20 protein-coding genes and 1 riboswitch are annotated in these 24,878 nt (G+C 69.2%); of the genes, 14 read left to right on the top strand and 6 right to left on the bottom strand.

What is annotated here, in order from left to right:
• The first annotated feature begins 11 nt into the window (after nt 1-11).
• The 3 genes from AC25Y0_RS06865 to AC25Y0_RS06875 all read left to right on the top strand — a co-directional run bounded on the left by AC25Y0_RS06865 (nt 12) and on the right by AC25Y0_RS06875 (nt 2,940).
• Complete coding sequence (locus AC25Y0_RS06865; protein WP_488122288.1) at nt 12-758, top strand: succinate dehydrogenase iron-sulfur subunit; 747 nt, start codon at nt 12-14, stop codon at nt 756-758.
• Between the two features lie 63 nt (nt 759-821).
• Nucleotides 822-2,054 carry a YihY/virulence factor BrkB family protein gene (locus AC25Y0_RS06870; protein WP_488134418.1) on the top strand — a complete coding sequence of 411 codons (1,233 nt, stop codon included), beginning with the start codon at nt 822-824 and terminating at the stop codon, nt 2,052-2,054.
• 34 nt (nt 2,055-2,088) lie between these two features.
• A complete protein-coding gene (locus tag AC25Y0_RS06875; RefSeq protein ID WP_488134419.1) occupies nt 2,089-2,940 on the top strand; it encodes an exodeoxyribonuclease III in 852 nt (283 codons plus the stop codon).
• On the opposite strand, the gene ppsA is transcribed toward AC25Y0_RS06875, so the two are convergent.
• Together ppsA and AC25Y0_RS06885 are read right to left on the bottom strand one after the other, a co-directional pair.
• Nucleotides 2,922-5,303 carry a phosphoenolpyruvate synthase gene (ppsA, locus tag AC25Y0_RS06880; RefSeq protein ID WP_488134420.1) on the bottom strand — a complete coding sequence of 794 codons (2,382 nt, stop codon included), beginning with the start codon at nt 5,301-5,303 and terminating at the stop codon, nt 2,922-2,924. The genes AC25Y0_RS06875 and ppsA overlap by 19 nt on opposite strands.
• A 21-nt stretch (nt 5,304-5,324) precedes the next feature.
• The gene (locus AC25Y0_RS06885) at nt 5,325-6,200 is read right to left on the bottom strand and encodes a pyruvate, water dikinase regulatory protein (protein WP_488121988.1); all 876 of its coding nucleotides are present in this window, start codon (nt 6,198-6,200) and stop codon (nt 5,325-5,327) included.
• 213 nt (nt 6,201-6,413) lie between these two features.
• Between AC25Y0_RS06885 and trpS the strand changes: the two genes are divergently transcribed.
• Genes trpS through AC25Y0_RS06900 form a run of 3 tightly spaced genes read left to right on the top strand, consistent with a single transcriptional unit; the run spans nt 6,414 to nt 8,912 of the window.
• Nucleotides 6,414-7,418 carry a tryptophan--tRNA ligase gene (gene trpS, locus AC25Y0_RS06890; protein ID WP_488121987.1) on the top strand — a complete coding sequence of 335 codons (1,005 nt, stop codon included), beginning with the start codon at nt 6,414-6,416 and terminating at the stop codon, nt 7,416-7,418.
• A 42-nt stretch (nt 7,419-7,460) separates the two neighbouring features.
• Nucleotides 7,461-8,039, top strand: coding sequence for a GNAT family N-acetyltransferase (locus AC25Y0_RS06895; protein ID WP_488121986.1), 579 nt, complete (start codon nt 7,461-7,463; stop codon nt 8,037-8,039).
• A gap of 12 nt (nt 8,040-8,051) precedes the next feature.
• Nucleotides 8,052-8,912 carry an Fpg/Nei family DNA glycosylase gene (locus AC25Y0_RS06900; RefSeq protein ID WP_488121985.1) on the top strand — a complete coding sequence of 287 codons (861 nt, stop codon included), beginning with the start codon at nt 8,052-8,054 and terminating at the stop codon, nt 8,910-8,912.
• Between the two features lie 24 nt (nt 8,913-8,936).
• On the opposite strand, the gene glpK is transcribed toward AC25Y0_RS06900, so the two are convergent.
• Both glpK and AC25Y0_RS06910 read right to left on the bottom strand, forming a co-directional pair.
• Nucleotides 8,937-10,469, bottom strand: coding sequence for a glycerol kinase GlpK (gene glpK, locus AC25Y0_RS06905; protein WP_488134421.1), 1,533 nt, complete (start codon nt 10,467-10,469; stop codon nt 8,937-8,939).
• A 63-nt stretch (nt 10,470-10,532) separates the two neighbouring features.
• Nucleotides 10,533-12,248, bottom strand: a complete 1,716-nt coding sequence (locus AC25Y0_RS06910; RefSeq protein WP_488134422.1) for a glycerol-3-phosphate dehydrogenase/oxidase — start codon at nt 12,246-12,248, stop codon at nt 10,533-10,535.
• A gap of 86 nt (nt 12,249-12,334) precedes the next feature.
• Here AC25Y0_RS06910 and AC25Y0_RS06915 point away from each other — a divergent pair, with 86 nt between their 5' ends.
• The 7 genes from AC25Y0_RS06915 to AC25Y0_RS06945 all read left to right on the top strand — a co-directional run bounded on the left by AC25Y0_RS06915 (nt 12,335) and on the right by AC25Y0_RS06945 (nt 19,537).
• On the top strand, nt 12,335-13,294 hold the full coding sequence (locus tag AC25Y0_RS06915) for a sugar-binding transcriptional regulator (RefSeq protein WP_488121982.1): 960 nt from the start codon (nt 12,335-12,337) through the stop codon (nt 13,292-13,294).
• A gap of 53 nt (nt 13,295-13,347) precedes the next feature.
• A riboswitch (FMN riboswitch) is annotated at nt 13,348-13,507 on the top strand.
• A gap of 79 nt (nt 13,508-13,586) precedes the next feature.
• Nucleotides 13,587-14,657: a bifunctional diaminohydroxyphosphoribosylaminopyrimidine deaminase/5-amino-6-(5-phosphoribosylamino)uracil reductase RibD gene (gene ribD, locus AC25Y0_RS06920; RefSeq protein WP_488121981.1), complete on the top strand. Its 1,071-nt coding sequence runs from the start codon at nt 13,587-13,589 to the stop codon at nt 14,655-14,657.
• Nucleotides 14,657-15,322 carry a riboflavin synthase gene (locus AC25Y0_RS06925; RefSeq protein ID WP_488134423.1) on the top strand — a complete coding sequence of 222 codons (666 nt, stop codon included), beginning with the start codon at nt 14,657-14,659 and terminating at the stop codon, nt 15,320-15,322. The genes ribD and AC25Y0_RS06925 overlap by 1 nt, the downstream gene beginning before the upstream one ends.
• Nucleotides 15,319-16,596, top strand: coding sequence for a GTP cyclohydrolase II (gene ribA, locus AC25Y0_RS06930; protein WP_488121979.1), 1,278 nt, complete (start codon nt 15,319-15,321; stop codon nt 16,594-16,596). The genes AC25Y0_RS06925 and ribA overlap by 4 nt, the downstream gene beginning before the upstream one ends.
• On the top strand, nt 16,593-17,069 hold the full coding sequence (gene ribH, locus AC25Y0_RS06935) for a 6,7-dimethyl-8-ribityllumazine synthase (protein ID WP_488134424.1): 477 nt from the start codon (nt 16,593-16,595) through the stop codon (nt 17,067-17,069). Before ribA ends, ribH begins: the two co-directional genes overlap by 4 nt.
• Nucleotides 17,070-17,124: 55 nt before the next feature.
• Nucleotides 17,125-17,481, top strand: a complete 357-nt coding sequence (locus tag AC25Y0_RS06940) for a Fe-S protein (RefSeq protein WP_488121977.1) — start codon at nt 17,125-17,127, stop codon at nt 17,479-17,481.
• Nucleotides 17,482-17,626: 145 nt separating this feature from the next.
• A complete protein-coding gene (locus AC25Y0_RS06945) occupies nt 17,627-19,537 on the top strand; it encodes an ABC transporter ATP-binding protein (protein WP_488121976.1) in 1,911 nt (636 codons plus the stop codon).
• A gap of 269 nt (nt 19,538-19,806) precedes the next feature.
• Here the strand turns inward: AC25Y0_RS06945 and AC25Y0_RS06950 are convergent, their stop codons facing one another.
• Nucleotides 19,807-21,690 carry a phosphoenolpyruvate carboxykinase (GTP) gene (locus AC25Y0_RS06950; RefSeq protein ID WP_488134425.1) on the bottom strand — a complete coding sequence of 628 codons (1,884 nt, stop codon included), beginning with the start codon at nt 21,688-21,690 and terminating at the stop codon, nt 19,807-19,809.
• A 120-nt stretch (nt 21,691-21,810) separates the two neighbouring features.
• On the opposite strand from AC25Y0_RS06950, the gene AC25Y0_RS06955 reads away from it, so the two are divergent.
• Entirely contained in the window at nt 21,811-23,247 is a 1,437-nt protein-coding gene (locus AC25Y0_RS06955; protein ID WP_488121974.1) for a helix-turn-helix domain-containing protein, read from the top strand.
• A 71-nt stretch (nt 23,248-23,318) separates the two neighbouring features.
• On the opposite strand, the gene AC25Y0_RS06960 is transcribed toward AC25Y0_RS06955, so the two are convergent.
• Complete coding sequence (locus AC25Y0_RS06960; protein WP_488121973.1) at nt 23,319-24,773, bottom strand: glyceraldehyde-3-phosphate dehydrogenase; 1,455 nt, start codon at nt 24,771-24,773, stop codon at nt 23,319-23,321.
• Nucleotides 24,774-24,878: the final 105 nt, after the last annotated feature.

Raw genomic sequence — 24,878 nt, forward strand, 5'->3', positions numbered from 1 at the left:
ACGCGCAGGAGATCGCACAGAATGCCGCGCAGGACTCCGGCATCCAGTCGTTCCTCGTGACCTTCATCATCCGCCGCTTCGACCCTGAGGTCGACGAAGAGCCGCGCTGGGTGGACTACGACGTCGAGCTGTACTCGACCGACCGCGTGCTCGATGCGTTGCACAAGATCAAGTGGGAAGTCGACGGCTCGCTGACCTTCCGCCGCTCGTGCGCGCACGGCATCTGCGGGTCCGACGCGATGCGCATCAACGGTCGCAACCGGCTCGCGTGCAAGACGCTCATCAAGGATCTCGACATCTCGCAGCCGATCTACGTCGAGGCGATCAAGGGCCTGCCACTCGAGAAGGACCTCATCGTCGACATGGAGCCGTTCTTCGCGTCGTACCGCGAAGTGCAGCCGTTCCTCATCCCCGGCACGAAGGCCGAGCCCGGCAAGGAGCGCATCCAGTCGATCGTCGACCGCGAAGTGTTCGACGACACCACGAAGTGCATCCTGTGCGCTGCGTGCACCTCGTCGTGCCCCGTCTTCTGGACCGACGGACAGTACTTCGGCCCGGCCGCGATCGTCAACGCCCACCGCTTCATCTTCGATTCGCGCGATGACGCAGGAGACGTGCGTCTGGACATCCTCAACGACAAAGAGGGAGTGTGGCGCTGCCGCACGACCTTCAACTGCACCGAGGCCTGCCCGCGCGGCATCGAGGTCACGAAGGCGATCGCCGAGGTCAAGCAGGCCATCCTCCGCGGCGGTTCCTGAGCGTTTCGCGCGTGCGACCGCGCCCCGCCTGGTGCATCGCCCCCGCGCACGCTGGTTAGGGTGATGATCGTGTCTTCTCGTCGCCCACCGTCACCTCCCGACGACAGGTCGGCGACGGCAGAAGAATCGTTCCGCGAGCGCTGGGAGGCCACGCAGGGAAACCTGCGTGAGCGCTTCGACACGCCCCTCAACAAGGCGACGCAGATCACGAAGCGCACGCTGGGCTGGTTCCCCGTGCGCGTGTGGCGTCACTTCCTGCAGCACAACGGCTTCCTGCTGGCCGCGGGCGTGAGCTATCAGGCGCTGTTCGCGATCTTCGCCGCGATCTACGTCGCGTTCGCGAGCACGGGTCTCTGGCTCGGGGCGAGCGAAGCCGCTGTCAACGGACTCATCGCCATCATCAACGGCTACATCCCTGGGCTCATCTCGGACACGACGGACCAGGGCCTGTTCACCACCGAGCAGGTCACCGAGATCGCCCGCACGAGCGCCGGCGTGCTCGGGATCACGGGTCTCATCGCCCTGGGCGCCCTCATCTGGACCGCGATCGGCTTCGTCACCTTCGCCCGTCGCGCCGTGCGCGACATCTTCGGCATCCCGCCCGACAGCCGCAGCTATCTGCTGTTGAAGGCCGGGGATCTGGTCGCGGCCGCCATCTTCGGCGTCGCGCTGCTGCTGGGGTCGGCCGCGACGTCGGTCGGCACGTGGGCGCTCGCCCTCGCCTTCGACCTGTTCGGCGTGGGCTCCCACACCCTCTGGTACCAGTTCGGCGTGCGGTTCGCGTCGATCATCGTCTCGTTCGCGCTCTACACCGGCGCGCTCGCGGCCCTGGTGAAGTTCCTGACGGGAACGTCGCTGCACTGGCGGCAGATCTGGCCCGGCGCACTGCTGGGCGGCGGTGCCGTCACCACCCTGCAGGTCGGTGCGGGCCTGCTGCTGGGTTACACGCCCCGCAACCCGCTGCTGGCGACCTTCGCCATCTTCGTGGGTCTGCTGCTGTGGTTCCGGATCATCGGCTGCATCATCCTCGTCGCGTCGGCGTGGATGGCCGTGTCCGCGAAGGATGAGAACGCACCGCTGCTGCACCAGACCGAAGCCGAGCGTCTCGCCGAAGAGCACCGCGCCCTCGTCATCGCGGCTCGTGTGCAGCTGCGAAAGGCCCAGGATGCCCGCATGGGCGCCCCCTGGTATCGGGCATGGCTCGCGGACCGCGCCGTGAACGAGGCCAAGGCGAACCTCACCGAACTCGAAGCGAATGCTCCCGCCGAACCCAAGCGGGCCTCGCTGTTCGAGTGAGCCCGTGTCGGCGCCCGCGGATAGGCTGGCGGGCGTGTCTCGCCGTATCCGCATCGCCTCTGTCAACGTCAACGGAATCCGCGCCGCCGCGCGCAAGGGCATGCTCGAGTGGCTCGCCGAGGCCGATATCGACATCATGGCGCTGCAAGAAGTGCGCGCGCCTCGCGACGAGCTCGTGAAGGCCCTGCCCGGCTGGCAGATCGCCAACGACGAAGCGCTCGCGAAGGGTCGCGCCGGCGTCGCCGTGGCATCGCGCACCGACTCGGTCGACGTGCGCCGCGTACTCGGCGACGAACCGCTGCTCGATTCGGCCGGCCGGTGGATCGAAGTGGACTTCGACGTCGACGGCGAACGCCTCGCCATCGTGAGCGCCTACGTGCCGACGGGCGAAGCCGAGACCCCCAAGCAGGATGCCAAGTGGGCCTTCCTCGACGCCATGGAACGCCGGCTGCCGCGCCTGGCCGCAGAATCACCACTCGCGCTCGTGATGGGCGACCTGAACGTCGGCCACCGCGAGTTCGACATCCGCAATTGGCGCGGCAACGTCAAGAAGTCCGGGTTCCTGCCGCGCGAGCGCGCGTACTTCGACCGCTTCCTCGGCGAAGAGGGCGCTGACATCGTCGGCGTCGACGGATCAGCCGGCCGGGGCCTGGGTTGGGTCGACATCGGCCGGCGCACCGCCGGTGAGGTCGACGGCCCGTACACGTGGTGGTCGAACCGCGGCAAGGCGTTCGACAACGACACCGGCTGGCGCATCGACTACCACCTGGCCACGGCCGCCCTCGCGGAGCGCGCCAGCGACTATCACGTCGTGCGCGCCCCGTCGTGGGACACCCGCTGGAGCGACCACGCGCCCATCGTCGCCGACTACGCGCTGGGGCGCTGACCCGCCAGTCTCATCCACGTCTCGACGACCGTGTCGGGGTTGAGTGACATCGACTCGATTCCCTGCGCGAGCAGCCACTCCGCGAGGTCGGGGTGATCCGAGGGCCCCTGTCCGCAGATGCCGATGTACTTGCCGCGGCGCGTGCACACCTCGATCGCCATCGCCAGCATCTTGCGCACGGCGGGGTCGCGCTCGTCGAACGTGCTCGCGATGAGCGATGAGTCGCGGTCCAGGCCCAGCGTGAGCTGCGTCATGTCGTTCGAGCCGATCGAGAAGCCGTCGAAGATATCGAGGAACTCGTCGGCCAGCAGAGCGTTCGAGGGAATCTCGCACATCATGATGACCTCGAGGCCGTTCTCGCCCTGCACGAGCCCGTTCTCGGCGAGCAGGTCGATGACGGCCTGCCCCTCGGCGACCGTGCGCACGAACGGGATCATGAGCTTGACGTTGGTCAGCCCCATCTCGTCGCGCACGTAGCGCATCGCTTCGCACTCCATGTCGAAGCACTCCCGGAAGTCCGGCGAGACGTACCGCGATGCCCCGCGCCATCCGAGCATGGGGTTCTCCTCGTGCGGCTCGTAGCGGTCGCCGCCGACGAGATTGGCGTACTCGTTCGATTTGAAGTCGCTCATCCGCACGATGACCGGCTCGGGCGCGAACGCCGCTCCGATCATCGCGACCCCCTCGGCGACACGCTTCACGAAGAAGTCGCGCGGCGAATCGTACGCGCCGATGCGGTCTCCGATGTCGCTCTTGAGGTCGGCGGGCAGGGACTCGAACTCGAGCAGCGCACGCGGGTGGATGCCGATCTGGCGGTTGATGATGAACTCGAGCCGGGCAAGGCCCACGCCGCGGTTGGGCAGCTTCGCGAACGAGAACGCTTGGTCGGGCGTGCCCACATTCATCATGATCTTGACCGGCAGCTCGGGCATCGCGTCGAGACGGGTCTCCTCCTCGATGAATTCGAGCGCACCGTTGTACACCAGCCCGTCGTCTCCTTCAGCGCACGAGACCGTGACGGCTGCACCGTCGGTGAGCCGCCGAGTCGCGTCGCCCGCTCCGACGACGGCCGGGATACCGAGCTCGCGCGCGATGATCGCGGCATGGCACGTGCGCCCGCCGCGGTTCGTGACGATCGCCGAGGCCTTCTTCATGATCGGCTCCCAGTCGGGGTCGGTCATGTCGGCCACGAGCACGTCACCGGCCTGGAACTGCTCCATGTGCGCGATGTCGCGCAACACCCGAACAGGTCCGGCGCCGATCTTCTGCCCGATCGCACGGCCCGTCACCAGCACCTCGGAGCGCTCGCGCAGCACGAACCGGCGCATGACGTTGCCGTCGGCGCGCGAGACGACCGTCTCGGGGCGAGCCTGGACGATGAACAGTTCGCCCGTGATGCCGTCCTTGGCCCACTCGATGTCCATGGGGCGGCCGTAGTGCTCTTCGATCGTGAGGGCCTGGCGTGCGAGCTCCTCGACCTCGGCGTCGGTCAGGCACAGGCGTCGGCGGTCCGCCTCGGGCACGTTCTCGAACGCCGTCGTGCCCCCCACCTCGGTGCCCGAGGTGTAGCGCATCGCGATCGCCTTCTCGCCCACCTGGCGCTTGAGGATCGCGGGGCGCCCCGCGCGCAGGGCGGGCTTGTACACATAGAACTCGTCAGGGTTCACCGCACCCTGCACGACGGCCTCGCCGAGACCGTACGCACCCGTGACGAAGACGGCGCGGTCGAAGCCCGACTCGGTGTCGACGGTGAAAATGACCCCCGACGATGCGACGTCCGAGCGCACCATGCGCTGCACGCCGGCCGACAGCGCCACGTCGTGGTGGTCGAAGCTGTGGTGCACGCGGTACGCGATCGCACGGTCGTTGTACAGCGAGGCGAACACGTGCGAGATGGCCTTCAGCACGTTGTCGATCCCCCCGATGTTGAGGAAGGTCTCCTGCTGCCCTGCGAACGAGGCATCCGGAAGATCCTCGGCCGTCGCGCTGGAGCGCACCGCCCACGTCACACGGTCGGGCTCAGGGTCGCCCGCGATCAGCTGCTCGTACGCGGCCCGGATGTCCCGCTCGAAGTCGGCCGGGAACGGCTGCGCCTCGACCCACCTGCGCACTTCGGATCCGACCCGCGAGAGCCCCGCGACGTCGTCGACGTCGATCGCCTCGACGGCGGTGCGGATGCGGTCGGCCAGGCCGTCGTGTGCGAGGAAGGCCCGATACGCGTCGGAGGTCGTCGCGAAGCCGCCGGGAACCTTGACTCCCACCTCGGACAGGTGCGAGACCATCTCGCCGAGCGAGGCGTTCTTGCCGCCCACCTGCGGCAGGTCGGGCATGCCGATGTCTTGGAACCAGAGGATGCTGCTCATTCGGTGACCTCTCGGGGGGTGTTACGCACCACGCAGCCTCATGGTCTGCATGATGACGGCGGACATCTCCTCGACGCTCTTCGTCGCGGAGTTGAGGAAGGGGACGCGGTTGCGCCGGTAGAGGTCTTCGGCGCGGCGCAGCTCGAGCGTGCACTGCTCGAGGCTCGCGTACTGCGAACCGGGGCGACGCTCGTGCCGCACCTGGCTGAGGCGCAGCGGCGTGGTCGTCAGGCCGAAGCACCGGTCGGCATGGGGAGCGACCGTGCGCGGCAGGCCCTCGGTCGGGTAGTCGTCGTCGGTGATCGGGTAGTTCGCCACGAGCAGGCCGTATTGCAGCGCGAGGTACATCGTGGTCGGCGTCTTGCCGCAGCGACTCGGGGCGATGATGATGACATCCGCCATGTCGAGGGCGCGCATCGACTGCCCGTCATCGTGCTCGATCGCGTACTCGACGGCACGCATGCGCGCGAGGTAGCGGTGCATGTCGCCGACGGCGTGGTACTGGCCCAGCTGCTCCGAGGCTGTCGTGCCCAGCGCACGCTCGAGCTCGGTCAGATGCCCGGCGAGCAGATCGATCGTGACGGCCTTGGTGCCGGCGAGCACGGCGCGCAGCGGCGCCTGCTTGACCGTCGTGAACAGAAGCGGCGAGGCACCGCGCTCGGCCGCGCGGTCGATGTCGGAAGCGACGGCGCGGGCGCCCTCGATCGTGTCGACGAAGGGGATCGTGTGCCGCTCGAACTCGACGCCGGGAAAGTTGGCCAGCAGGGCGCTGCCGACCGTCTCGGCGGTGATCCCCGTCGAGTCCGACACGAAGTAGACGGCACGTCGCGCGAGCGGCACGGGGCCGGTGGTCGGCGCGACGGACACGGCCGGGTCGATGTTGTCGGGGTCGATCACGCTGCTCCTCTGCGGCGGACAAGGCCGACGCGGGCGCCGACGGGCCCCAGCGTATGGGGTGGGGCCGCCGGTTTCGGCCGATTTACCGACTGCCGCCGCGTCAAGAATGATTATTCTTTCGCGACCCTCAAGAACGCGCCCCGCGCCCCGCCACCCCGGACCGCCCGGGCGGCAGCTGCAGGGACGGAGCATCCGCCGCTCTAGGATCGAAGGATGAGCAAACCCCGCCTGTACTCCGGCATGCAGCCCTCGGCCGACTCCCTGCAGATCGGCAACTACATCGGGGCGCTCATGCAGTGGCGCGACCTGCAGGAGTCGTATGACGCGGTGTTCTCGGTCGTCGACCTGCACGCACTGACGCAGCCCAACGACCCGGCCGAGCTGCGCGAGAAGACCCGGCGCACGGCCGCCCAGTACATCGCGGCGGGCATCGAGCCGTCGAAGTCGACGCTGTACGTGCAGTCGCACGTCGCCGCGCACGCCGAACTGCAGTGGATCCTGTCGACGATCACGGGGTTCGGCGAAGCCGGTCGCATGACGCAGTTCAAGGACAAGACCTCGCGCTACGGCTCGGAGGCGACCTCGGTCGGCCTCTTCACCTATCCCGTGCTGATGGCAGCCGACATCCTGCTGTACCAGACCGACATCGTGCCCGTCGGCGATGACCAGAAGCAGCACGTCGAGCTGACGCGCGACCTGGCCGAGCGGTTCAACGCGCGGTACGGCGAGACCTTCCGCGTGCCGGTTCCGGTGATCCAGCGCGACACGGCACGGATCTACGACCTGCAGAACCCGACGGCGAAGATGTCGAAGTCGGCCGAGTCCGACGCGGGGGTGCTGTGGCTGCTGGATGAGCCGTCGGCATCTGCCAAGAAGATCATGCGGGCTGTGACCGACTCCGAGGGCTCGGTGCGCTACGACCGCGAGAACAAGCCCGGCGTGTCGAACCTGCTCGTGATCTACGCCGCCCTGACGGGCCGCCAGATCCCCTCGATCGAAGACGAATACGCCGGTCGCGGCTACGGCGACTTCAAGAAGGGTCTCGCCGAGGTCATCGTCGAGGAGTTCGGCCCCGTGCGCCAGCGCGCGCTCGATCTGCTCGACGACCCCGCCGAACTCGATCGCGTGCTCGCCGCCAACGCTGCCAAGGCCGAGACCGTCGCGAACGCGACACTCGACACCGTCTACGATCGCGTCGGTCTGCTCCGCCGCCGCTGACCCGAACCGACCCGACCACGAGGCCGGCAGTAGGGTTACGGCGTGGAACCCGTCGTCCTTCGCACCGCTCGACTCGAGCTGTCCCTGCCCACGCCCGCCGACGTCGATGCGATCTACACGGCGTGCCAAGATCCCGACACGCAGCGGTACACGACGGTTCCCTCGCCGTACGAGCGCCGCGACGCCGAAGAGTTCGTCCCCCGCGTCGCAGAGGACTGGGCCAGCGGCGCACATCTCACGTGGGCGATGCGCGAAGGTGCGACCCTCGCCGGCATGATCGGGCTCTACCGGCTCGACGGCAAAGGCAACGGCGAGCTGGGCTACTGGGTGTCGCCGTGGTCGCGCGGCCGCAGGCTGCTCACGGAAGCCGCCCGCGCCGTCATCGACTGGGGCTTCGCGCCCGACGGCGCCGCACTCGTGCGGATCGAGTGGAACGCCGCCGTCGGCAACATCGCCTCTGCGCGCGCGGCCCGCACGCTCGGCTTCCGTTACGAAGGTCTGCGCCGCCGCGCCCTCGTCAATTCACTCGGTCGCGACGACGGCTGGATGGCCGGGCTGCTCGTCGACGACGACCGCACGCCGCAGCCCTGGGCCGTGCTCGACGGCGTTGGCGGTGCGTGACAGGATGTCCGCATGCCCGAGATGCCCGAGGTGCAGGGGCTCGTCGACTTTCTGCGCGACCGCCTGACCGGACGCACGATCACGAAGGCCTCGGTTGCGAACATCGCGGCGCTCAAGACGTACGATCCGCCGATCACGGCGCTCGTCGACACCGAAGTGACGGATGCCGCACGTCACGGCAAGTTCCTCGACCTCTCCACGTCAGGGCCGCACCTGGTCTTCCACCTCGCAAAGGCCGGCTGGCTGCGCTGGTATGACGCGCTGCCGGCGACCGTCATCCGCCCCGGCAAGACGCACATCGCGCTGCGCGTCGGGTTCGACGACGGGTCGGGCTTCGATCTCACCGAGGCCGGCACCAAGAAGTCCCTCGCCGTCTACGTCGTGCGCGACCCTGCCGACGTGCCCGGCATCGCACGGCTCGGGCCCGATCCGCTCGACCCCGGCTTCGATCGCGCCTCGTTCGGCGCGCTGCTCGAGGGGCGCCGCACCCAGATCAAGGGCCTCCTGCGCGACCAGTCGGTCATCGCGGGCGTCGGAAACGCCTATTCCGATGAGATCCTGCACGCGGCGCGCATGTCGCCGTACGCCCTCGGCTCGAACCTCACCTCCGACGACATCGATCGCCTCTTCGACGCGATGCAGTCCACCCTCGCCGATGCGCGGGCCGAGGCGTCGGGCAAACCTCCCGCCGACCTGAAAGATGCCAAGAGACGCGGCATGCAGGTGCACGGCCGCCGCGGCGAGCGCTGCCCCGTGTGCGGCGACGAGGTGCGCAGCGTCTTCTTCGCCGACAACTCGCTCGAGTACTGCCCGACCTGTCAGACGGGCGGCAAGCTTCTCGCCGACCGCCGGCTCTCGCGCCTGCTGAAGTAGACCGGTCTCGGGGGCGAGCGCGGGTCAGCCCGCGGTCGTGCCCATCAGCACCCGTGCGTCCTCGTCGACCCACTCGAGCGACTTCGTCACGGCCTTCTTCCACTGGCGGTAGCGACGGCTGCGTTCGTCCGCGCCCATGCGCGGCTCGAACCGGGCGTCCTCGCGCCAGTGCGCGCGCAGCTCGTCGCGCGACGCCCACACGCCCGTTGCAAGGCCGGCCGCATAGGCCGCGCCGAGCGCCGTGGTCTCGACGACTTCGGGCCGGACCACCGGCATCCCGAGGATGTCCGCCTGGAATTGCATGAGCATGTCGTTGCGGGTCATGCCGCCGTCCACGCGCAGCTCCGTCAGCTGCCGGCCGGCGTCGGCGACGACGGCCTCGATGACGTCGCGCGTCTGGAAGGCAGTCGATTCGAGCGCCGCGCGGGCGATGTGCGCCTTGTTGACGTAGCGCGTCAGCCCGACGAGGGCTCCGCGGGCGTCGGGGCGCCAGTAGGGCGCGAACAGGCCCGAGAACGCCGGCACGAAGTACGCGCCGCCGTTGTCGTCGACCGTTTTCGCGAGGGCCTCGACCTCTTCGGATCTGCGGATGATCCCGAGGTTGTCGCGCAGCCACTGCACGAGTGATCCGGTCACGGCGATCGAACCCTCGAGCGCATACCGAGCGGGCTCGTCGCCGCAGCGGTAGGCGACGGTCGTGATGAGCCCGTGCTTAGAGCGAACGATCTCGGTGCCCGTACCCACGAGCAGGAAGTTGCCCGTGCCGTAGGTGTTCTTCGACTCCCCCGCATCGAACGCCGTCTGTCCGAACGTCGCAGCCTGCTGGTCGCCGAGGATTGCCGCGATGGGGATGCCGCGTGCCACACCGGGCAGCTGCACCTCGCCGACGACCTCGGACGAAGAGCGGATGTCGGGCATCATCGACCGCGGGATCCCCCACGCGGCGAGCATGTCGTCGGACCAGTCGAGCGAGCGCAGGTCCATCAACAGCGTGCGACTCGCGTTCGTGACGTCGGTGACGTGGAGCGCGCCGCCGGCGCTGCCTCCGGTCAGGTTCCAGATCAGCCACGTGTCGGGGGTGCCGAACAGCAGGTGTCCGGCTTCGGCTGCTTCGCGCGCACCGGCGACGTTGTCGAGGATCCAGGCGATCTTCGACGCCGAGAAGTAGGTCGCCAGAGGCAGCCCTGTCACCTCGGCGAATCGTTGGATCCCCCCGTCGGCGGCGAGCGCATCGATGCGCGGCTGGGTGCGCGTGTCCTGCCAGACGAGCGCGTTGTGCACGGGTCGGCCCGTGCGACGATCCCACACGATCGCCGTCTCGCGCTGATTCGTGACCCCCAGACCGGCGACATCGACCGACGCATCGGAGAGCGCGGTCGAGACGACCCACTCGGCGTTGGTCCAGATCTCCATCGGATCGTGCTCGACGCGGCCGGCACGGGGCAGGATCTGCTCGTGCTCACGCTGCGCCGTCGAGACGATCCGGCCCTCGTCGTCGAACACGATGGCACGCGTCGATGTCGTGCCCTGATCGATGGCCAGGATGTGGCGGCTCACGTCGTCCTCCTCGTCACGCGCGCCCGTCTGCGGACGCACGGCTCAGGCTATCGCGGGGTGTGATCAGTTCCGCGCGGTCGAGCGCGAGGCGTCGTCCCACGTCGGGTCGGCGGCGTGCACGCGCGCGACGGCTCGGTCGACCTCACGGCGCTGAGCCTCGGCATCCCACCCCAGAAGCGGAGCGATGACGTCGGCGATCTCGATCGCGGCCGCTTCGGTCGCCGCGCCCGTGAAGGCGAGGCTCGTGCGGCGCTGCAGCACGTCGTCGAGGTGCACGACCTGCTCGGTGCGAACGAGGTGGCGCAGTTCGGCCGAGCTGTATCCGGCGGCCGCCTCGAGCAGCCGGTCGTCGGGATCCGAGACGATCGCCTCGATGACGTCGGCCGCGACGGTGCCGTACCGATCGAGCAGCACGGCGGCCCGAGCCGTGCCGAGGCCCTTCTCGTTGAGCTCGACCCACTGACGCCGCGCGCGCTCGGTCTGCGGAAAACCGCGGCCACCGCCGATCGCGACACCCTTCGTCGAGCGTCGCCGCGGGTGGGCCAGCAGTTCGAGCGCGCGGTCGGCGAGGTGCTCGGCCGACGCGCGGAAGGTCGTCCACTTGCCGCCGACGAGGCTGAGCACACGGGGGCCCGTGTCACCCGCGAGGGGCGCCGACTCGATGCGGTAGTCGCGCGAGACGAAACCGGGGGCGAGGTCGCCGTGCCCGGGAAGGGGCCGGACGCCTGAGAAGCGGTACACGACCTTCGAACGGTCCACGGCGACGCCGGGAAGCACATGGGCGATCAGGTCGAAGAAGTAATCGACCTCGTCTTCCGTGCATACGATCGGGTCGGCCATGTCGTGCTCGAGGTCGGTCGTTCCCACGAGCACGCGCCCCTTGAGGGGGTAGATCAGCACGATGCGGCCGTCTTTGTGCTCGAAGAACAGCTCGCGCCCGCCCGTCGCGGCGAGCAGCTCCGGGTCGTCGATGACGATGTGCGAGCCCTTCGTTCCGCCCATGTAGGACGTGGGATCGCCGAGCGCGAGGTTGGTGATGTCGGTCCACGGTCCCGACGCGTTCACGACGACGGATGCCGCGAACGCGATCTCTTCTCCGGAATCGACGTCGCGAAGCGTGACCTTCTCGCCGTCGACGCCGACCGCCGCCGTGTAGTTCGCGGCGCGGGCGCGGTCGCGGCCGGCCTCTCGGCCGTCGCGGAGCAGGTCGAGGGCGAGGCGCTCGGGGTCGTGTAGCGAGGCATCCCAGTACGTCGCCGTGTAGCGCACGTTCGGGTTGAGCTGCGGCAGGTCGGCGAGCGAGCGCTTGCGACCGCGGAAGGTATGCCGCGGAACGCGGCCGCCGCCGCGCGAGAACGAATCGTAGATGACGAGGCCGATCTTGATGAGCACGGCCCCTCGTTCGCTCGCGCGGCCCGCACCATGGCGCAGGAAGCGCAACGGTGCGCTGAGGATGCCCGAGAAGGTCGAGTAGATCGGGATCGTGGTCTGCAGCGGCCGGACGTAGTGCGGTGCGGTGCGCAGCAGAACGTTGCGTTCGGTGACGGCTTCGTGGACGAGGCGGAACTCGCCGTTCTCGAGATAGCGGATGCCGCCGTGGATCATGTGCGACGAGGCCGCTGAGGCGCCGCTGATGAAGTCACAGCGGTCCACGAGAGCGACATCGACGCCCTGCAGGGCGAGATCTCGGAAGGTGGCGATGCCGTTCACACCACCGCCGATGATGAGGACGTCGGCGTACGGCCGCTTCGCCAGCTCGTCGAATCCGCGCTGCTGCATGGTTCCTCCCGGTGCCCGTGTGACCTCCATCCTCGCACCGCTGATCGTTGTTGCATCCGGAATGCACATACGTGCACAATCGAGCGATGGACGATCCGATAGACGTGAACACCGCGCAGCGCGCGCTCACGGCGGCGCACCTCTATTACGTGCAGGACCGCACAATGGAGGCCATCGCCACCGAGCTCGCGACGTCACGCTCCACCGTGTCGCGGTTGCTGTCGCACGCGCGTGCGACCGGCATCGTCGACATCCGCATCCGCTCCCCCTTCGCCGCGCCCCGACTGCTCGAAGAGCACCTCGCCGAGCGCTACGACGTCGTTGCGCACGTCGTGCCCGTTCCCGACGACGCGAGTGACGTCGACCGGCTCGAACGCGTCGCCGCCGCCGGGGCACACCTGCTCGGCGAGCTCGTGCAGCCGGATATGACGATCGGCGTGGCGTGGGGCGCGACGACCGCCGCCGTGAGCCGCCGGCTCGTGCCGAAGGCTGTGCACGGCACGACGTTCGTGCAGCTGAACGGCTCGGGCAACACCCGCACGACGGGCCTGCTGTATGCGAGCGAGATCCTCAGCCGGTTCGCGGCGGCCTACGGCGGCAGCGCCCAGCAGTTCCCGGTGCCCGCCTTCTTCGACGAGGCCGCGACCAAGCAGGCCATGTGGCGAGAGCGCAGCACCCGTCGCATCCTGGCGATCCAGAACACGATGGACCTCATCGTCTTCAGCACCGGTTCGGCGGATTCGCGCGTGCCGAGCCACGTGTACTCGGGCGGCTACCTCGAACCCGACGACCTGGCCGAGCTCGAGACCGAGCGGGTCGTGGGCGACGTCGCGACGGTGTTCTTCCGCGTCGACGGGTCGAGCGACCGCATCGCCCTCAACGACCGCGCGACGGGACCCGCGCTGAACGTGCTCCGACGCATCCCGCGGCGCCTGTGCATCGTGTCGGGCGAGTCGAAGCTCGACAGCATCCGCGGGGCGCTCGCTGCGCAGCTGGTCACCGACCTGGTGATCGACGAGGCGACGGCTCGCGCCCTGACGAGTTGACCGGCACGCGGGAATGACTGGGCGCCCGCGGCGTTGACTACACTCGTGAGCATCGACGTGCTCCGGGGTCGGTGAGAATCCGAACCGGCGGTGACAGTCCGCGAGTCGTGGTTCGCATCCGAGAGGATGCCGCGCCACGACCGATCCGGTGGAAATCCGGAACCGACGGTGATGCGGGGAAACCCGCTAGTCCGGATGGGAGGCAGCACGTGAGGCGAACCGGTATCCGGCCTGCCTCGCCTACCCGTCTGTCCGGGACCCGTCGATCAGGATCTGCTGAGCGGTGAGACGGATGACGACGAACGACGCGGAACGCACGGCCATGGCGCGAGCCCTGGCGCTCGCCCTGCGCGGTCCCCGGGGCATCAACCCGCAAGTGGGCGCGGTGATCCTCTCGCCGGCGGGTGATGTGCTCGCCGAAGGCGCCCATCACGGCGCCGGAACCCGTCACGCCGAAGTCGACGCGCTCGCCGCTCTCGCGCCGGGCGCGGCGCGCGGTGCGACCGCCGTGGTCACCCTCGAGCCGTGCAATCACACCGGCCGCACGGGACCGTGCTCGCAAGCACTCATCGACGCCGGCATCGCGCGCGTGGTCTACGCCGTCGATGACCCGGGTGAGGCCTCGGCGGGCGGCGCCGAGCGACTGCGCGCCGCGGGCGTCGACGTCGTGTCCGGCCTGCGTGCCGAAGAGGCGACCCAGCTGCTCGCATCGTGGCTCACGGTGCAGCGCCTCGGGCGCCCGCACGTGAGCGTGAAGTGGGCGCAGAGCCTCGACGGGCGCGCGGCGGCCGACGACGGCACGAGCAAGTGGATCACCGGCCCCGAGGCTCGCGACGACGTGCACCGGCGCCGTTCCCTGGTCGACGCGATCGTCGTCGGCACGGGCACACTCCTCGCCGACGACCCCGCCCTCACTGCTCGACGCGGCGACGGGTCGCTCTACGACCACCAGCCGCGTCCCGTCGTCCTCGGAACGCGCACCCTCCCGACGACGGCGGCCGTGCACCGGCATCCGCTCCCTGTCATGCAGCGCGACGGCCGTGATCTCGCCGCGGTGCTCGATGAACTGCGCGCTCTCGGAGTGCACCATGTCTTCGTCGAGGGCGGGCCCACGCTCGCGAGCGCGTTCGTGCGGGCGGGCCTCGCCGACGAGATCCTCGCCTACGTCGCTCCGGTGCTGCTCGGCGGTGCGCGCCTCGCGCTCGACGACATCGGAGTGCAGACGATCGACGACGCGCGGCGGCTGGCCGTCGCATCGGTCGAACGGCTCGGCGACGACCTGCTGGTGGTCGCGACCCCCCAGAAACCGGTCCGGAACCAGCGACCGACACACGCTCACACTCTGCAAGAAGGAGACAGCTGATGTTCACGGGAATCGTCGAAGAGATCGGCGAGGTCACGGCCGTCGCACCATCCGGCGACGGCGTACGCCTCACGGTTCGGGGCCCACAGAGCGTGTCGGATGCCGCACACGGCGACTCGATCGCGGTGAGCGGCGTGTGCCTCACGGTCATCGACCAGGGCGAGGACTGGTTCACCGCAGACGTGATGAAGCAGACTCTGGACATGTCCACGCTGGAGGGCGTCGCTCCCGGCCGCCGCGTCAACCTAGAGCGGGCGACGGCGGCGCACGGACGACTGGGCGGCCACATCGTGCAGGGCCACATCGACGGCACGGGCGAGGTGCTCGACGTGCGCCCGGGCGAGCAGTGGCGCGTCGTGCGCATCGCGCTCCCCGACCACCTGGCACCGCTCGTCGTCGACAAGGGCTCGATCGCCGTCGACGGGATCTCGCTCACGGTGAGCGGCGCCTCGGACGCCTCAGCAGGCTCAGCTGCGGGCGGCGGAGGGCACTGGTTCGAGGTCTCCCTCATCCCCGAGACGCTCACGGCGACGACGCTCGGCGAGCGCGTCGTGGGCGACCGCGTGAACCTCGAGACCGACATCCTGGCGCGCCACGTGCAGCGCCTTCTCTCTTTCGCCTCTCCCGCTCTCGACTCCGCACCGACGGAAGGAGGCTCGCTGTGAGCCTGTCCACGATTCCCGATGCCCTCGCCGCTCTGGCGGAGGGCCGACCTGTCATCGTCGCCGACGATGAGAACCGCGAGAACGAAGGCGACATCGTCATCTCGGCCGAGCTGGCCACTCCCGAGTGGCTCGCCTGGACGGTGCGCTGGTCGAGCGGCTTCATCTGCGCGCCGATGCCCGCCGAGTGGGCCGACCGCCTCGATCTTCCGCCCATGGTCGCCTTCAACGAGGACGCCCGCTCGACGGCGTACACCGTGAGCGTCGACGCCGCCGATCGCGTGTCGACCGGAATCAGCGCCGCCGACCGCGCGCACACGCTCAATGTCCTCGCCGACCCCGAGTCCACACCCTCGAGCGTCATCCGCCCCGGGCACATCCTGCCGCTGCGCGCCGTCGACGGCGGTGTCCGCGAGCGCGCGGGCCACACCGAGGCGGCGGTCGAGCTCATGCGCCTCGCAGGCCTCCAGCCGGTCGGCGCGATCGGCGAGGTCGTCGACGAGGACGGCAGCATGATGCGTCTGCCCGCCCTCAAGGAACTCGGCGAACGTGACGGCGTGCCCGTCATCACGATCGAGCAGCTCATCGCCTACCTCAACGAGCACGAGCCGCTCGACCCGGACACCCCGGTCGTGCGCCGTCGCCGGGTCAGCCTGCGCGCCGAGGCGAATGTGCCGACGGCGCACGGCGATCTGCGCTTTCTCGCATACAAGGACCGCGCGACCGGCACCGACCACGTCGCCGTCGTCTCGGGCGATCTGACCGAGGCGGCCCCGATCGTGCGCGTGCACTCGGAATGCCTGACCGGCGAAGCATTCGGCTCACTCAAGTGCGAGTGCGGGCCGCAGCTGTCGGCCGCCCTCGCCACCATCGCGAAGGCCGGCGGCATCGTCATCTACATGCGCGGACACGAGGGACGCGGCATCGGCCTCATCAACAAGCTCCGCGCGTACAGCCTGCAGGAGCGCGGCCTGGACACCGTCGACGCCAACCTCGCGCTGGGCCTGCCCGCCGATGCCCGCGACTACGCCGCGGCAGCCGGCATCCTCGCGGACCTGGGTGTCGAGCAGGTGCGTCTCCTGACGAACAACACCAACAAGACGGCGCAGCTGCGCGCACTCGGACTCGACGTCGTCGAGCAGGTTCCGCTCATCGTCGGCGTCGGGCCGAACAACCACCAGTACCTCGAGACGAAGAGAGACCGCATGGGCCACATCCTCGATGCCGACGAGCTGCGCGACGCGCTCGCCGCCCTTCACGACGGATCCGAGCGATGAGCCGCGAGGGCGCCCCCCAGGCGAGCCAGCCGATCGACGCTCGAGGGCTCCATGTCGTCGTCGTCGCCGGGACATGGCACGACGTCATCACCGACGGACTCATCGCGGGGGCGCAGCGCGTGCTCGAAGCCTCCGGGGCGAGCTGGAGGCTCGTTCGGGTGCCCGGGTCGTTCGAGCTTCCCGTCGTGGCGAAGGCCGCGCTCGATGCCGGCGCCGACGCCGTCGTCGCTCTCGGCGTCATCATCCGCGGAGGCACGCCGCACTTCGAGTACGTCTCGGCGTCCGCGACCGACGGGCTCACGCGCGTCGCACTCGACACGGGCAAGCCCATCGGGTTCGGTCTGCTGACGCTCGACGACGAAGAGCAGGGCCTCGACCGCGCGGGCCTGCCCGGTTCGAAAGAGGACAAGGGCCACGAAGCCGCTGACGCCGCCCTGCGCACGGCGCTCGTTCTGCGCGACCTGCGCGACTGAGCGACGCGGCGGGGCCCTGTTGCTGGCCGCACGCGCGCGGCGCTAGCGTGTCGGCATGGAGACCCTCCGACTCATCGTCATCTTCCTGCACATCACCGGCTTCGCCCTGCTCTTCGGAGGGTGGGCCGTAGAAGCGTTCTCGCGCCGGTTCCAGGTCAACCGGGCCATGAGCCTCGGTCTGGTCCTGGCCACCCTCGCAGGCCTTGCCCTCGCCGCCCCGTGGGGCATCTCGTACGACCTGAACTACACGAAGATCGCCATCAAGCTGGTCGTGCTGCTCATCATCGGAGCACTCATGGGCATCGGCGGTGCCCGTGCCCGCAAGGGCAACGGCGCGGTCGCGCCCGCGCTGTTCTGGCCGATCGGCATCCTCACCCTCGCGAACGCCGCCATCGCCGTCATCTGGCGCTGACCACGGATCGAACGGATGCCGCGGGCCTCAGGCTCGCGGCATCCGTTCTTTCCTGCGGGTTCCGTGCCATCTGCACGGGAGCGACGAAACCGCCCCTGGCACGAAGTACGGTCGAAGGTGACCGAATCACGAACGAGGTAGCCGCATGTCCTCCGACGCACCTTCCCGCCCCGCCCGTCCGACGCGTCGCTCGCCCCGCGTGAAAGACGACGGGCCGCGCGCCAGCTTCGGCCAGCTGCTGCCCTATCTCTTCGAGCACAAGCGCACCCTGATCGTCGTGTCGATCCTGAGCGTCTTCGGCTCGATCACGATGCTCGCCCAGCCGTTGCTGGTCGGCCAGGTGATCGACCGCGTGCAGCGCAGCCTCGACCTCGGTCTGCTGCTGTGGGTGCTCATCGGCTTCGTCGTCGTGTCGTCGCTCATCACGGCGTGGCAGCATTACCTGCTGCAGCGCACGGGCACGGCCGTGGTTTACTCCAGTCGCCGCAAACTCATCGCCCGCATCTTCCACCTGCCGATCAGCGAGTTCGATGCCCGCCGCACGGGAGACCTCGTCTCGCGCGTCGGCAGCGACACGACGCTGCTCTACTCGGCGCTCACGCAGGGCCTCGCCGACGCGATCGGCAACGCCCTGCTCTTCGCCGGTGCGCTGATCGCGATGGCCGTCATCGACATCGTGCTGCTCGGGATCATCGTGGCCGTCATCGGCGTCTCGGTCATCGGCGTCGTCACGCTGAGCGGCCGCATCCGCACGGCCTCGACCGAGCAGCAGGAGAAGGTCGGCGAGCTCGCGTCCGGCGTCGAGCGCGCCGTGGGCTCGATCCGCACCGTGCGCGCTTCGGGGGCGACCGACCGCGAGGTGGCATCCGTCTCGGAGCGCGCCTCCGATGCCTACCGCGTCGGCGTGCGCATCGCGAAGATCTCGGCCCTCGTCGTGCCGATCGCCGGCATCGCGCTGCAGGTGTCGCTGCTCGTCGTGATCGGCTTCGGCGGGTTCCGCGTCGCGACGGGGGCGATCGACATCGCGAGCCTCGTGATGTTCATCATGTTCCTGTTCATGCTGATCGCCCCGCTCGGGTCGTTCTTCGGTGCGATCACCTCGGTCAATCAGGCGCTCGGTGCGCTCGGCCGCATCCAGGAGGTGCTCGAGCTGCCCACCGAGTCCCAGCACGACGCCGAGATCGCGGCGCGCGTGCCGCACCTGGAGGCTCCGGTCTCCGCCTCGCCGGCGATCGAGTTCCGCGACGTGCACTTCCGCTACCCCGAAGCCGTCGTCGAAGCCCGCCGCAAGGCCGAGTCCGAAGCCATCGCCGTGCTCGAGAGCGCGCACGTCGACTCGTCGGTGCTCGTCGAGTCCGAAGCCCCCTCTGCGGCGGGCGACGTCCTGCGCGGGGTCTCGTTCTCGGTGCCGCGCGGTGCGCGCGTCGCCCTCGTCGGGCCCTCGGGCGCCGGCAAGAGCACGACGCTCGCGCTCATCGAGCGGTTCTACGACCCGACGGACGGCGCGATCCTGCTCGACGGCATCGACGTGCGGGCGCTCGACCGCGCCGCGCTGCGCGCGCAGCTCGGCTACGTCGAGCAGGATGCCCCGACCCTGGCCGGCACGATCGGCGACAATCTGCGCCTCGCCTCACCCGACGCGACCGACGCCGCCTGCGAGGCGGTGCTGCGCGCCGTGAACCTCGGCGACGTGCTCGACCGCAATCCGCTCGGGCTCGACGCTCCTGTCGGCGAATCCGGCGTCATGCTCTCGGGCGGTGAGCGTCAGCGCCTCGCCATCGCGCGCGCGCTGCTGGCCGCTCCGCCGATCCTGCTGCTCGACGAGTCGACCTCGTCGCTGGACGGACTCAACGAGCAGCGCATGCGCGAGGCGATCGACGCCGTCGCACAGGATCGCACACTGATCGTCATCGCCCACCGCCTGTCGACCGTCGTCGACAGCGACCACATCGTCGTGCTCGAGCACGGCCGCGTCGTCGGCCAGGGCACGCACTCCGAGCTCGTCGCTTCGACGCCGCTGTACCGCGACCTCGCGAAGCACCAGCTGCTCGTGTGACTCGGCCCCGGCCCCTCCCGGCCCGGGGATAGGGTGCCCGCATCCCCGTTCGTTTGCCTCATTTTGCTGCGCCAGGCCGCACAGAAGTGCAGATCGAGGCAAACGAACGGACACGCCAGCGCACACCGAGGCAAACGAACAAGCACCCCAGCGCACACCGAGGCAAACGAACGGGCGACTCAGACGCGCACGAGCGCCGCGGATCGTGCCGCGCGCGCGAATGCCCCGACCCCCGCGGTGCGGGCGGGTCAGGGCATCCGTCAGGTCGATCAGGCCCGCTGCAGGCGGTAGCGCAGCGCGGCGAGTTCAGCCCACAGCGGCGCGGGCACGCGTCCGTCGAAGGTCTGGTAGAACTCCTCCGTCAGGTCGGCTTCCTTCGCCCACGACGCACGGTCGATCGCGAAGAGCTCGTCGAGGTCTTCCTGCGGCACGTCGATGCCGTCGAGGTTGAGGTCCGACGTGTGCGGCAGACGCCCGATCGGGCTGTCCACGGCGGAGACGTCGCCTTCGATGCGGCGGATGATCCAGTCGATGACGCGCGAGTTCTCACCGAAGCCGGGCCACAGGAAGCGGCCGTCCGAGCCCTTGCGGAACCAGTTCACCTGGAACACGCGCGGCGCGCGGTCGAAGCGCAGCTTCTGACCGACCTTGAGCCAGTGCCCGAAGTAGTCGGCCATGTTGTACCCGCAGAACGGCAGCATCGCGAACGGATCGCGGCGCAGTTCCCCGACCGTGCCCTCTGCGGCTGCGGTGCGCTCGGAGGAGACGTTCGAGCCCATGAACACGCCGTGCGTCCAGTCCGTCGCCTCGACGACGAGCGGCACGTTGGTCGCACGGCGACCGCCGAACAGGATCGCATCCAGCGGCACGCCCTCGGGCGCGTCCCAGTCCGAGGCGATCTGCGGGCACTGCGCCGCGGCGACCGTGAAGCGCGAGTTGGGGTGGGCGGCAGGACGACCGGATGCCGGCGTCCAGGGCTCGCCCTGCCAGTCGGTCAGCTCGGCGGGGACCTCATCGGTCAGGCCCTCCCACCACACGTCACCGTCGGGGCGCAGCGCGACGTTCGTGAAGATCGTGTTGCCCCAGAGCGTCTCGACGGCCGTGACGTTGGTGGACTCGCCCGTGCCCGGCGCGACGCCGAAGAACCCGGCCTCGGGGTTGATCGCCCACAGGCGACCGTCGGCACCGGGGCGGAGCCAGGCGATGTCATCGCCGAGCGTCTCGACGCGCCAGCCGGGGATGGTCGGGCGCAGCATCGCGAGGTTGGTCTTGCCGCAGGCCGACGGGAACGCGGCCGCGACGTGGTACGCCTTGCCCTCGGGCGAGATGACACGGATGAGCAGCATGTGCTCAGCGAGCCAGCCCTCGTCGCGGCCGATGACCGAGGCGATGCGCAGAGCGAAGCACTTCTTCGCCAGGATCGCGTTGCCGCCGTATCCCGAACCGAAGGACCACACCTCGAGCGTGTCGGGGAAGTGAACGATGTACTTCTCGTCGTTGCAGGGCCACGCGACATCCTGCTCGCCCTCTGCGAGCGGTGCGCCGACCGTGTGCACGGTCTTGACCCACGGGGCGCCGTTGGCGATCTCGCGCAGAACGTCGGTGCCCACGCGCGTCATGATCTCGATGGATGCCACCGCGTAGGCGCTGTCCGTGACCTGAACCCCGATGTGCGACAGCGGACCGCCGACGGCTCCCATCGAGAACGGCACGACGTACATCGTGCGGCCCTTCATCGAGCCCTCGAACAGCGGGGTGATCGTCTGGCGGATCTCGTCGGGGGCGACCCAGTTGTTGGTCGGGCCGGCGTCTTCTTCGCGCTCGGAGGCGATGAAGGTGCGGCCCTCGGTGCGGGCGACGTCACTCGGGTGCGAGCGGGCGAGGTACGACCCCGGACGCCACTCGGGATTGAGCTTGATGAGCTGGCCGTCGTCGACCATCTGGCGCAGCAGCGCGTCATTCTCGGACGGCGAGCCGTCGACCCAGTGGATGCGGTCGGGCTTGGTCAGCGCCGCGATCTCGTCGACCCACGCCTCGAGGTCGGCCATGCCCGGGCCCGAGACCCCCGGGTGCGCGCCATAGCCCGCCTCAGGGGCTGCATCGGCGGGGATGCTGCCGGGGGCGATTCGCGTGGAGATGTCGGCCAGAGCCATGGGGATGTCCTCTCGGTCGGCGGCACGGAAAACGCGTGCACGTCCACTCTGGTCGCATTCGGGCGCACTTTCGGCGTTTGAGCGTGGCAAATTCTGCCATTCTTTCGATACGATCAAGGAATGGCACCCTCCTCGCTCGAACTGTCGACCCTGGGTCATCGCATCCGTCATCAGCGCGTGAGCACGGGCCTCACGCTCGACGAACTGGGCGAGATCGTGGGGATCGCGGGCAGTCAGCTCAGCCTCATCGAGAACGGCAAGCGCGAGCCGAAACTGTCCGTCCTGCAGGCCATCGGGGCGGCGACCGGAGTCGAGGTCGCCGACCTGCTCTCGAACGAACCGCCCAATCGGCGCGCGGCGCTCGAGATCGAGCTGGATCGCGCCCAGTCGAGCTCGGTGTTCCGTCAGCTCGGCGTCGCCCCCGTTAAGGTGACGAAGGGCATGACCGACGAGACGATCGAGTCGATCCTCGGCCTCCACCGCGAACTGCAGCGGCGCGAGAGCGAAGCCATCGCGACACCCGAAGAAGCCCGCCGGGCGAACACCGAGCTGCGCCTGAAGATGCGCCGGATCGACAACTACCTGCCCGACATCGAGAAGCTCGCCGAGAAGCAGCTCCGGGCCGCCGGGCACGTCTCGGGAGCTCTCACGCACCGCACCGTGAGCATCATGGCCGAGAAGCTCGGCTTCGAGCTCATCTACGTCAACGATCTGCCGCACTCCGCGCGCTCGGTCACCGACCTCGAGAACGGCCGCATCTACCTGCCGCCCGCCTCGATCCCCGGCGGACACGGCCTGCGGTCGATGGCGTTGCAGGCGATGGCGCATCGGCTCCTCGGCCATGTGCGGCCGACCGACTACGCCGACTTCCTGCAGCAGCGGCTCGAGATCAACTACTACGCGGCCTGCTGCCTCATGCCCGAGACGGCATCGGTGGCATTCCTGCAGCAGGCCAAGAAGGACCGGAACCTCGCCGTCGAGGACTTCCGCGATGCGTTCGGTGTGACCCACGAAGCCGCCGGAATGCGGCTCACCAACCTCGCCACGCACCACCTGGGCATCAAGATGCACTTCCTGCGCGTCGACGGCGTGGGCACGATCTCGCGCGTCTACGAGAACGACGACCTGCCACTGCCCATGGACGTCACGGGCGCCGTGGACGGCCAGATCGCGTGCCGCAAGTTCTCGGCGCGCGCGGCCTTCTCAGAGCAGAACCGCACGACCGAGCACTACCAGTACACCGACACCCCCGCCGGCACGTACTGGTGCTCGACCCAGATCGGCTCGACGTCTGACGGCGAGTTCTCGATCACGGTCGGCGTGCCGTTCGATGACGCGCGCTGGTTCCGTGGGCGGGAGACCCAGAAGCGCGGTGTGTCGACGTGCCCGGGCGAGTCCTGCTGTCGCCGCGCGCCGGCCGACGTCACCGCGCGGTGGGCGGGCAAGGCCTGGCCGAGCGCGCGCGTGCACATGCAGATGTTCTCGCCGCTCCCCCGCGGAGCTTTCCCGGGAGTCGACGACAACGAGGTCTACGCCTTCCTCGACCGGCACGCCTGAGCCGAAGCACCCTCGCTCCATGCCGGCACTGGGCCGGCTCGAGGCGAGGGTGCTCGAATGCGCGGGTGCGCTCAGCTTTCGACGGTGACCTCGACGCGAGGCGGGAGCACCGTGGGGTGCGTTCCGGCCATCTGCTCGACGACGCGCACGACCTGCGTCGAGTAGCCGAACTCGTTGTCGTACCAGACGTAGAGGATCAGGTTGGTCTCGTCGGCGATCGTCGCCAGACCGTCGACGATGCCCGCGCGGTGCGAGCCGACGAAGTCGGTGGACACGACCTCGGGCGACTCGACGTAGTCGATCTGCTGGCGCAGCTTGGAGTGCAGCGACGCGCGGCGCAGGTAGTCGTTGACCTCGTCCTTGTTCGTCGGGCGCTCGAGCGTCAGGTTGAGGACGGCGAGCGAGACGTTCGGCGTGGGCACGCGGATCGCCGAGCCGGTGAGCTTGCCCTCGAGCTGCGGCAGCGCCTTGGCGACAGCCTTCGCGGCGCCCGTCTCGGTGATGACCATGTTGAGCACAGCCGAGCGCCCGCGACGGTCGCCGTTGTGGAAGTTGTCGATCAGGTTCTGGTCGTTCGTGAACGAGTGCACCGTCTCGACGTGACCGCGAACGACGCCGTAGGCCTCGTCGATGGCCTTCAGCACGGGGGTGATCGCGTTGGTCGTGCACGACGCGGCCGACAGGATGCGATCCTCGGGGGTGATCGTGTCGTTGTTGATGCCGTAGACGATGTTCTTGATCGGGGTCTTGCCGGGGGCCGTCAGCAGGACGCGCGCGACGCCGGTCGACCGCAGGTGCTGCGACAGTCCCTCTTCGTCACGCCAGCGACCGGTGTTGTCGACGACGATCGCATCACGGATGCCGTACGACGTGTAGTCGATCGCGGCGGGGTCATCGGCGTAGATGACCTGGATGCGCGTGCCGTTCGCGATGATCTGCTGTGCATCTTCGTCGACCGTGACCGTGCCGGCGAAGGGCCCGTGCACAGAGTCGCGCAGAAGCAGGCTCGCGCGCTTGACGAGGTCGTTCGATCCGCCCTTTCGCACGACGACGGCGCGCAGGCGCAGGCCGCGGCCACCGCCCTGGTGGGCGACGAGGATGCGGGCGAGCAGGCGCCCGATGCGGCCGAAGCCGTACAGCACGACGTCGGCGCCACCGGCGGGGTACGCATCGGCGTCGAGCACGTCGGCGAGCTCGCGGGCCAGGTACTCCTCGAGGTCGACGCCTGATTCTTCGTGCCCGAGGATGAGTCGCGCGACATCGAGCGATGCGGGGCCCGGGGCGATCGCGCGCAGGCCCTCGAGGACACGCAGGGTCTCCTCGAGGGGGATGGCGGCGTGGCCCAGCTGCTCGACGCGCTCGTGCGCCTCGATGATGCCGGTGACCGACAGGTTGATGAGGCGGTGTCCGTGCAGAGACGTCACGACGCCTCGGTCGCGGTAGAGCGCGCCGATGTGCGGGATCATCCGCTCGGCGACCTGCTCGAGTGCGACCCAGGCCGCGCGGTCTTCGTCGTACGTGGGCATGCATGCTCCTCTGCGCGCCGGGGAGTGCGACCCGCCGCGCTGCGTCTGGGGGAAGTGGGCGGTCGAATCGACCGCGACCAATTCTAGAAGGCCGTCATGAAGGAT

This window comes from Microbacterium sp. Y547 (genome assembly GCF_057669785.1).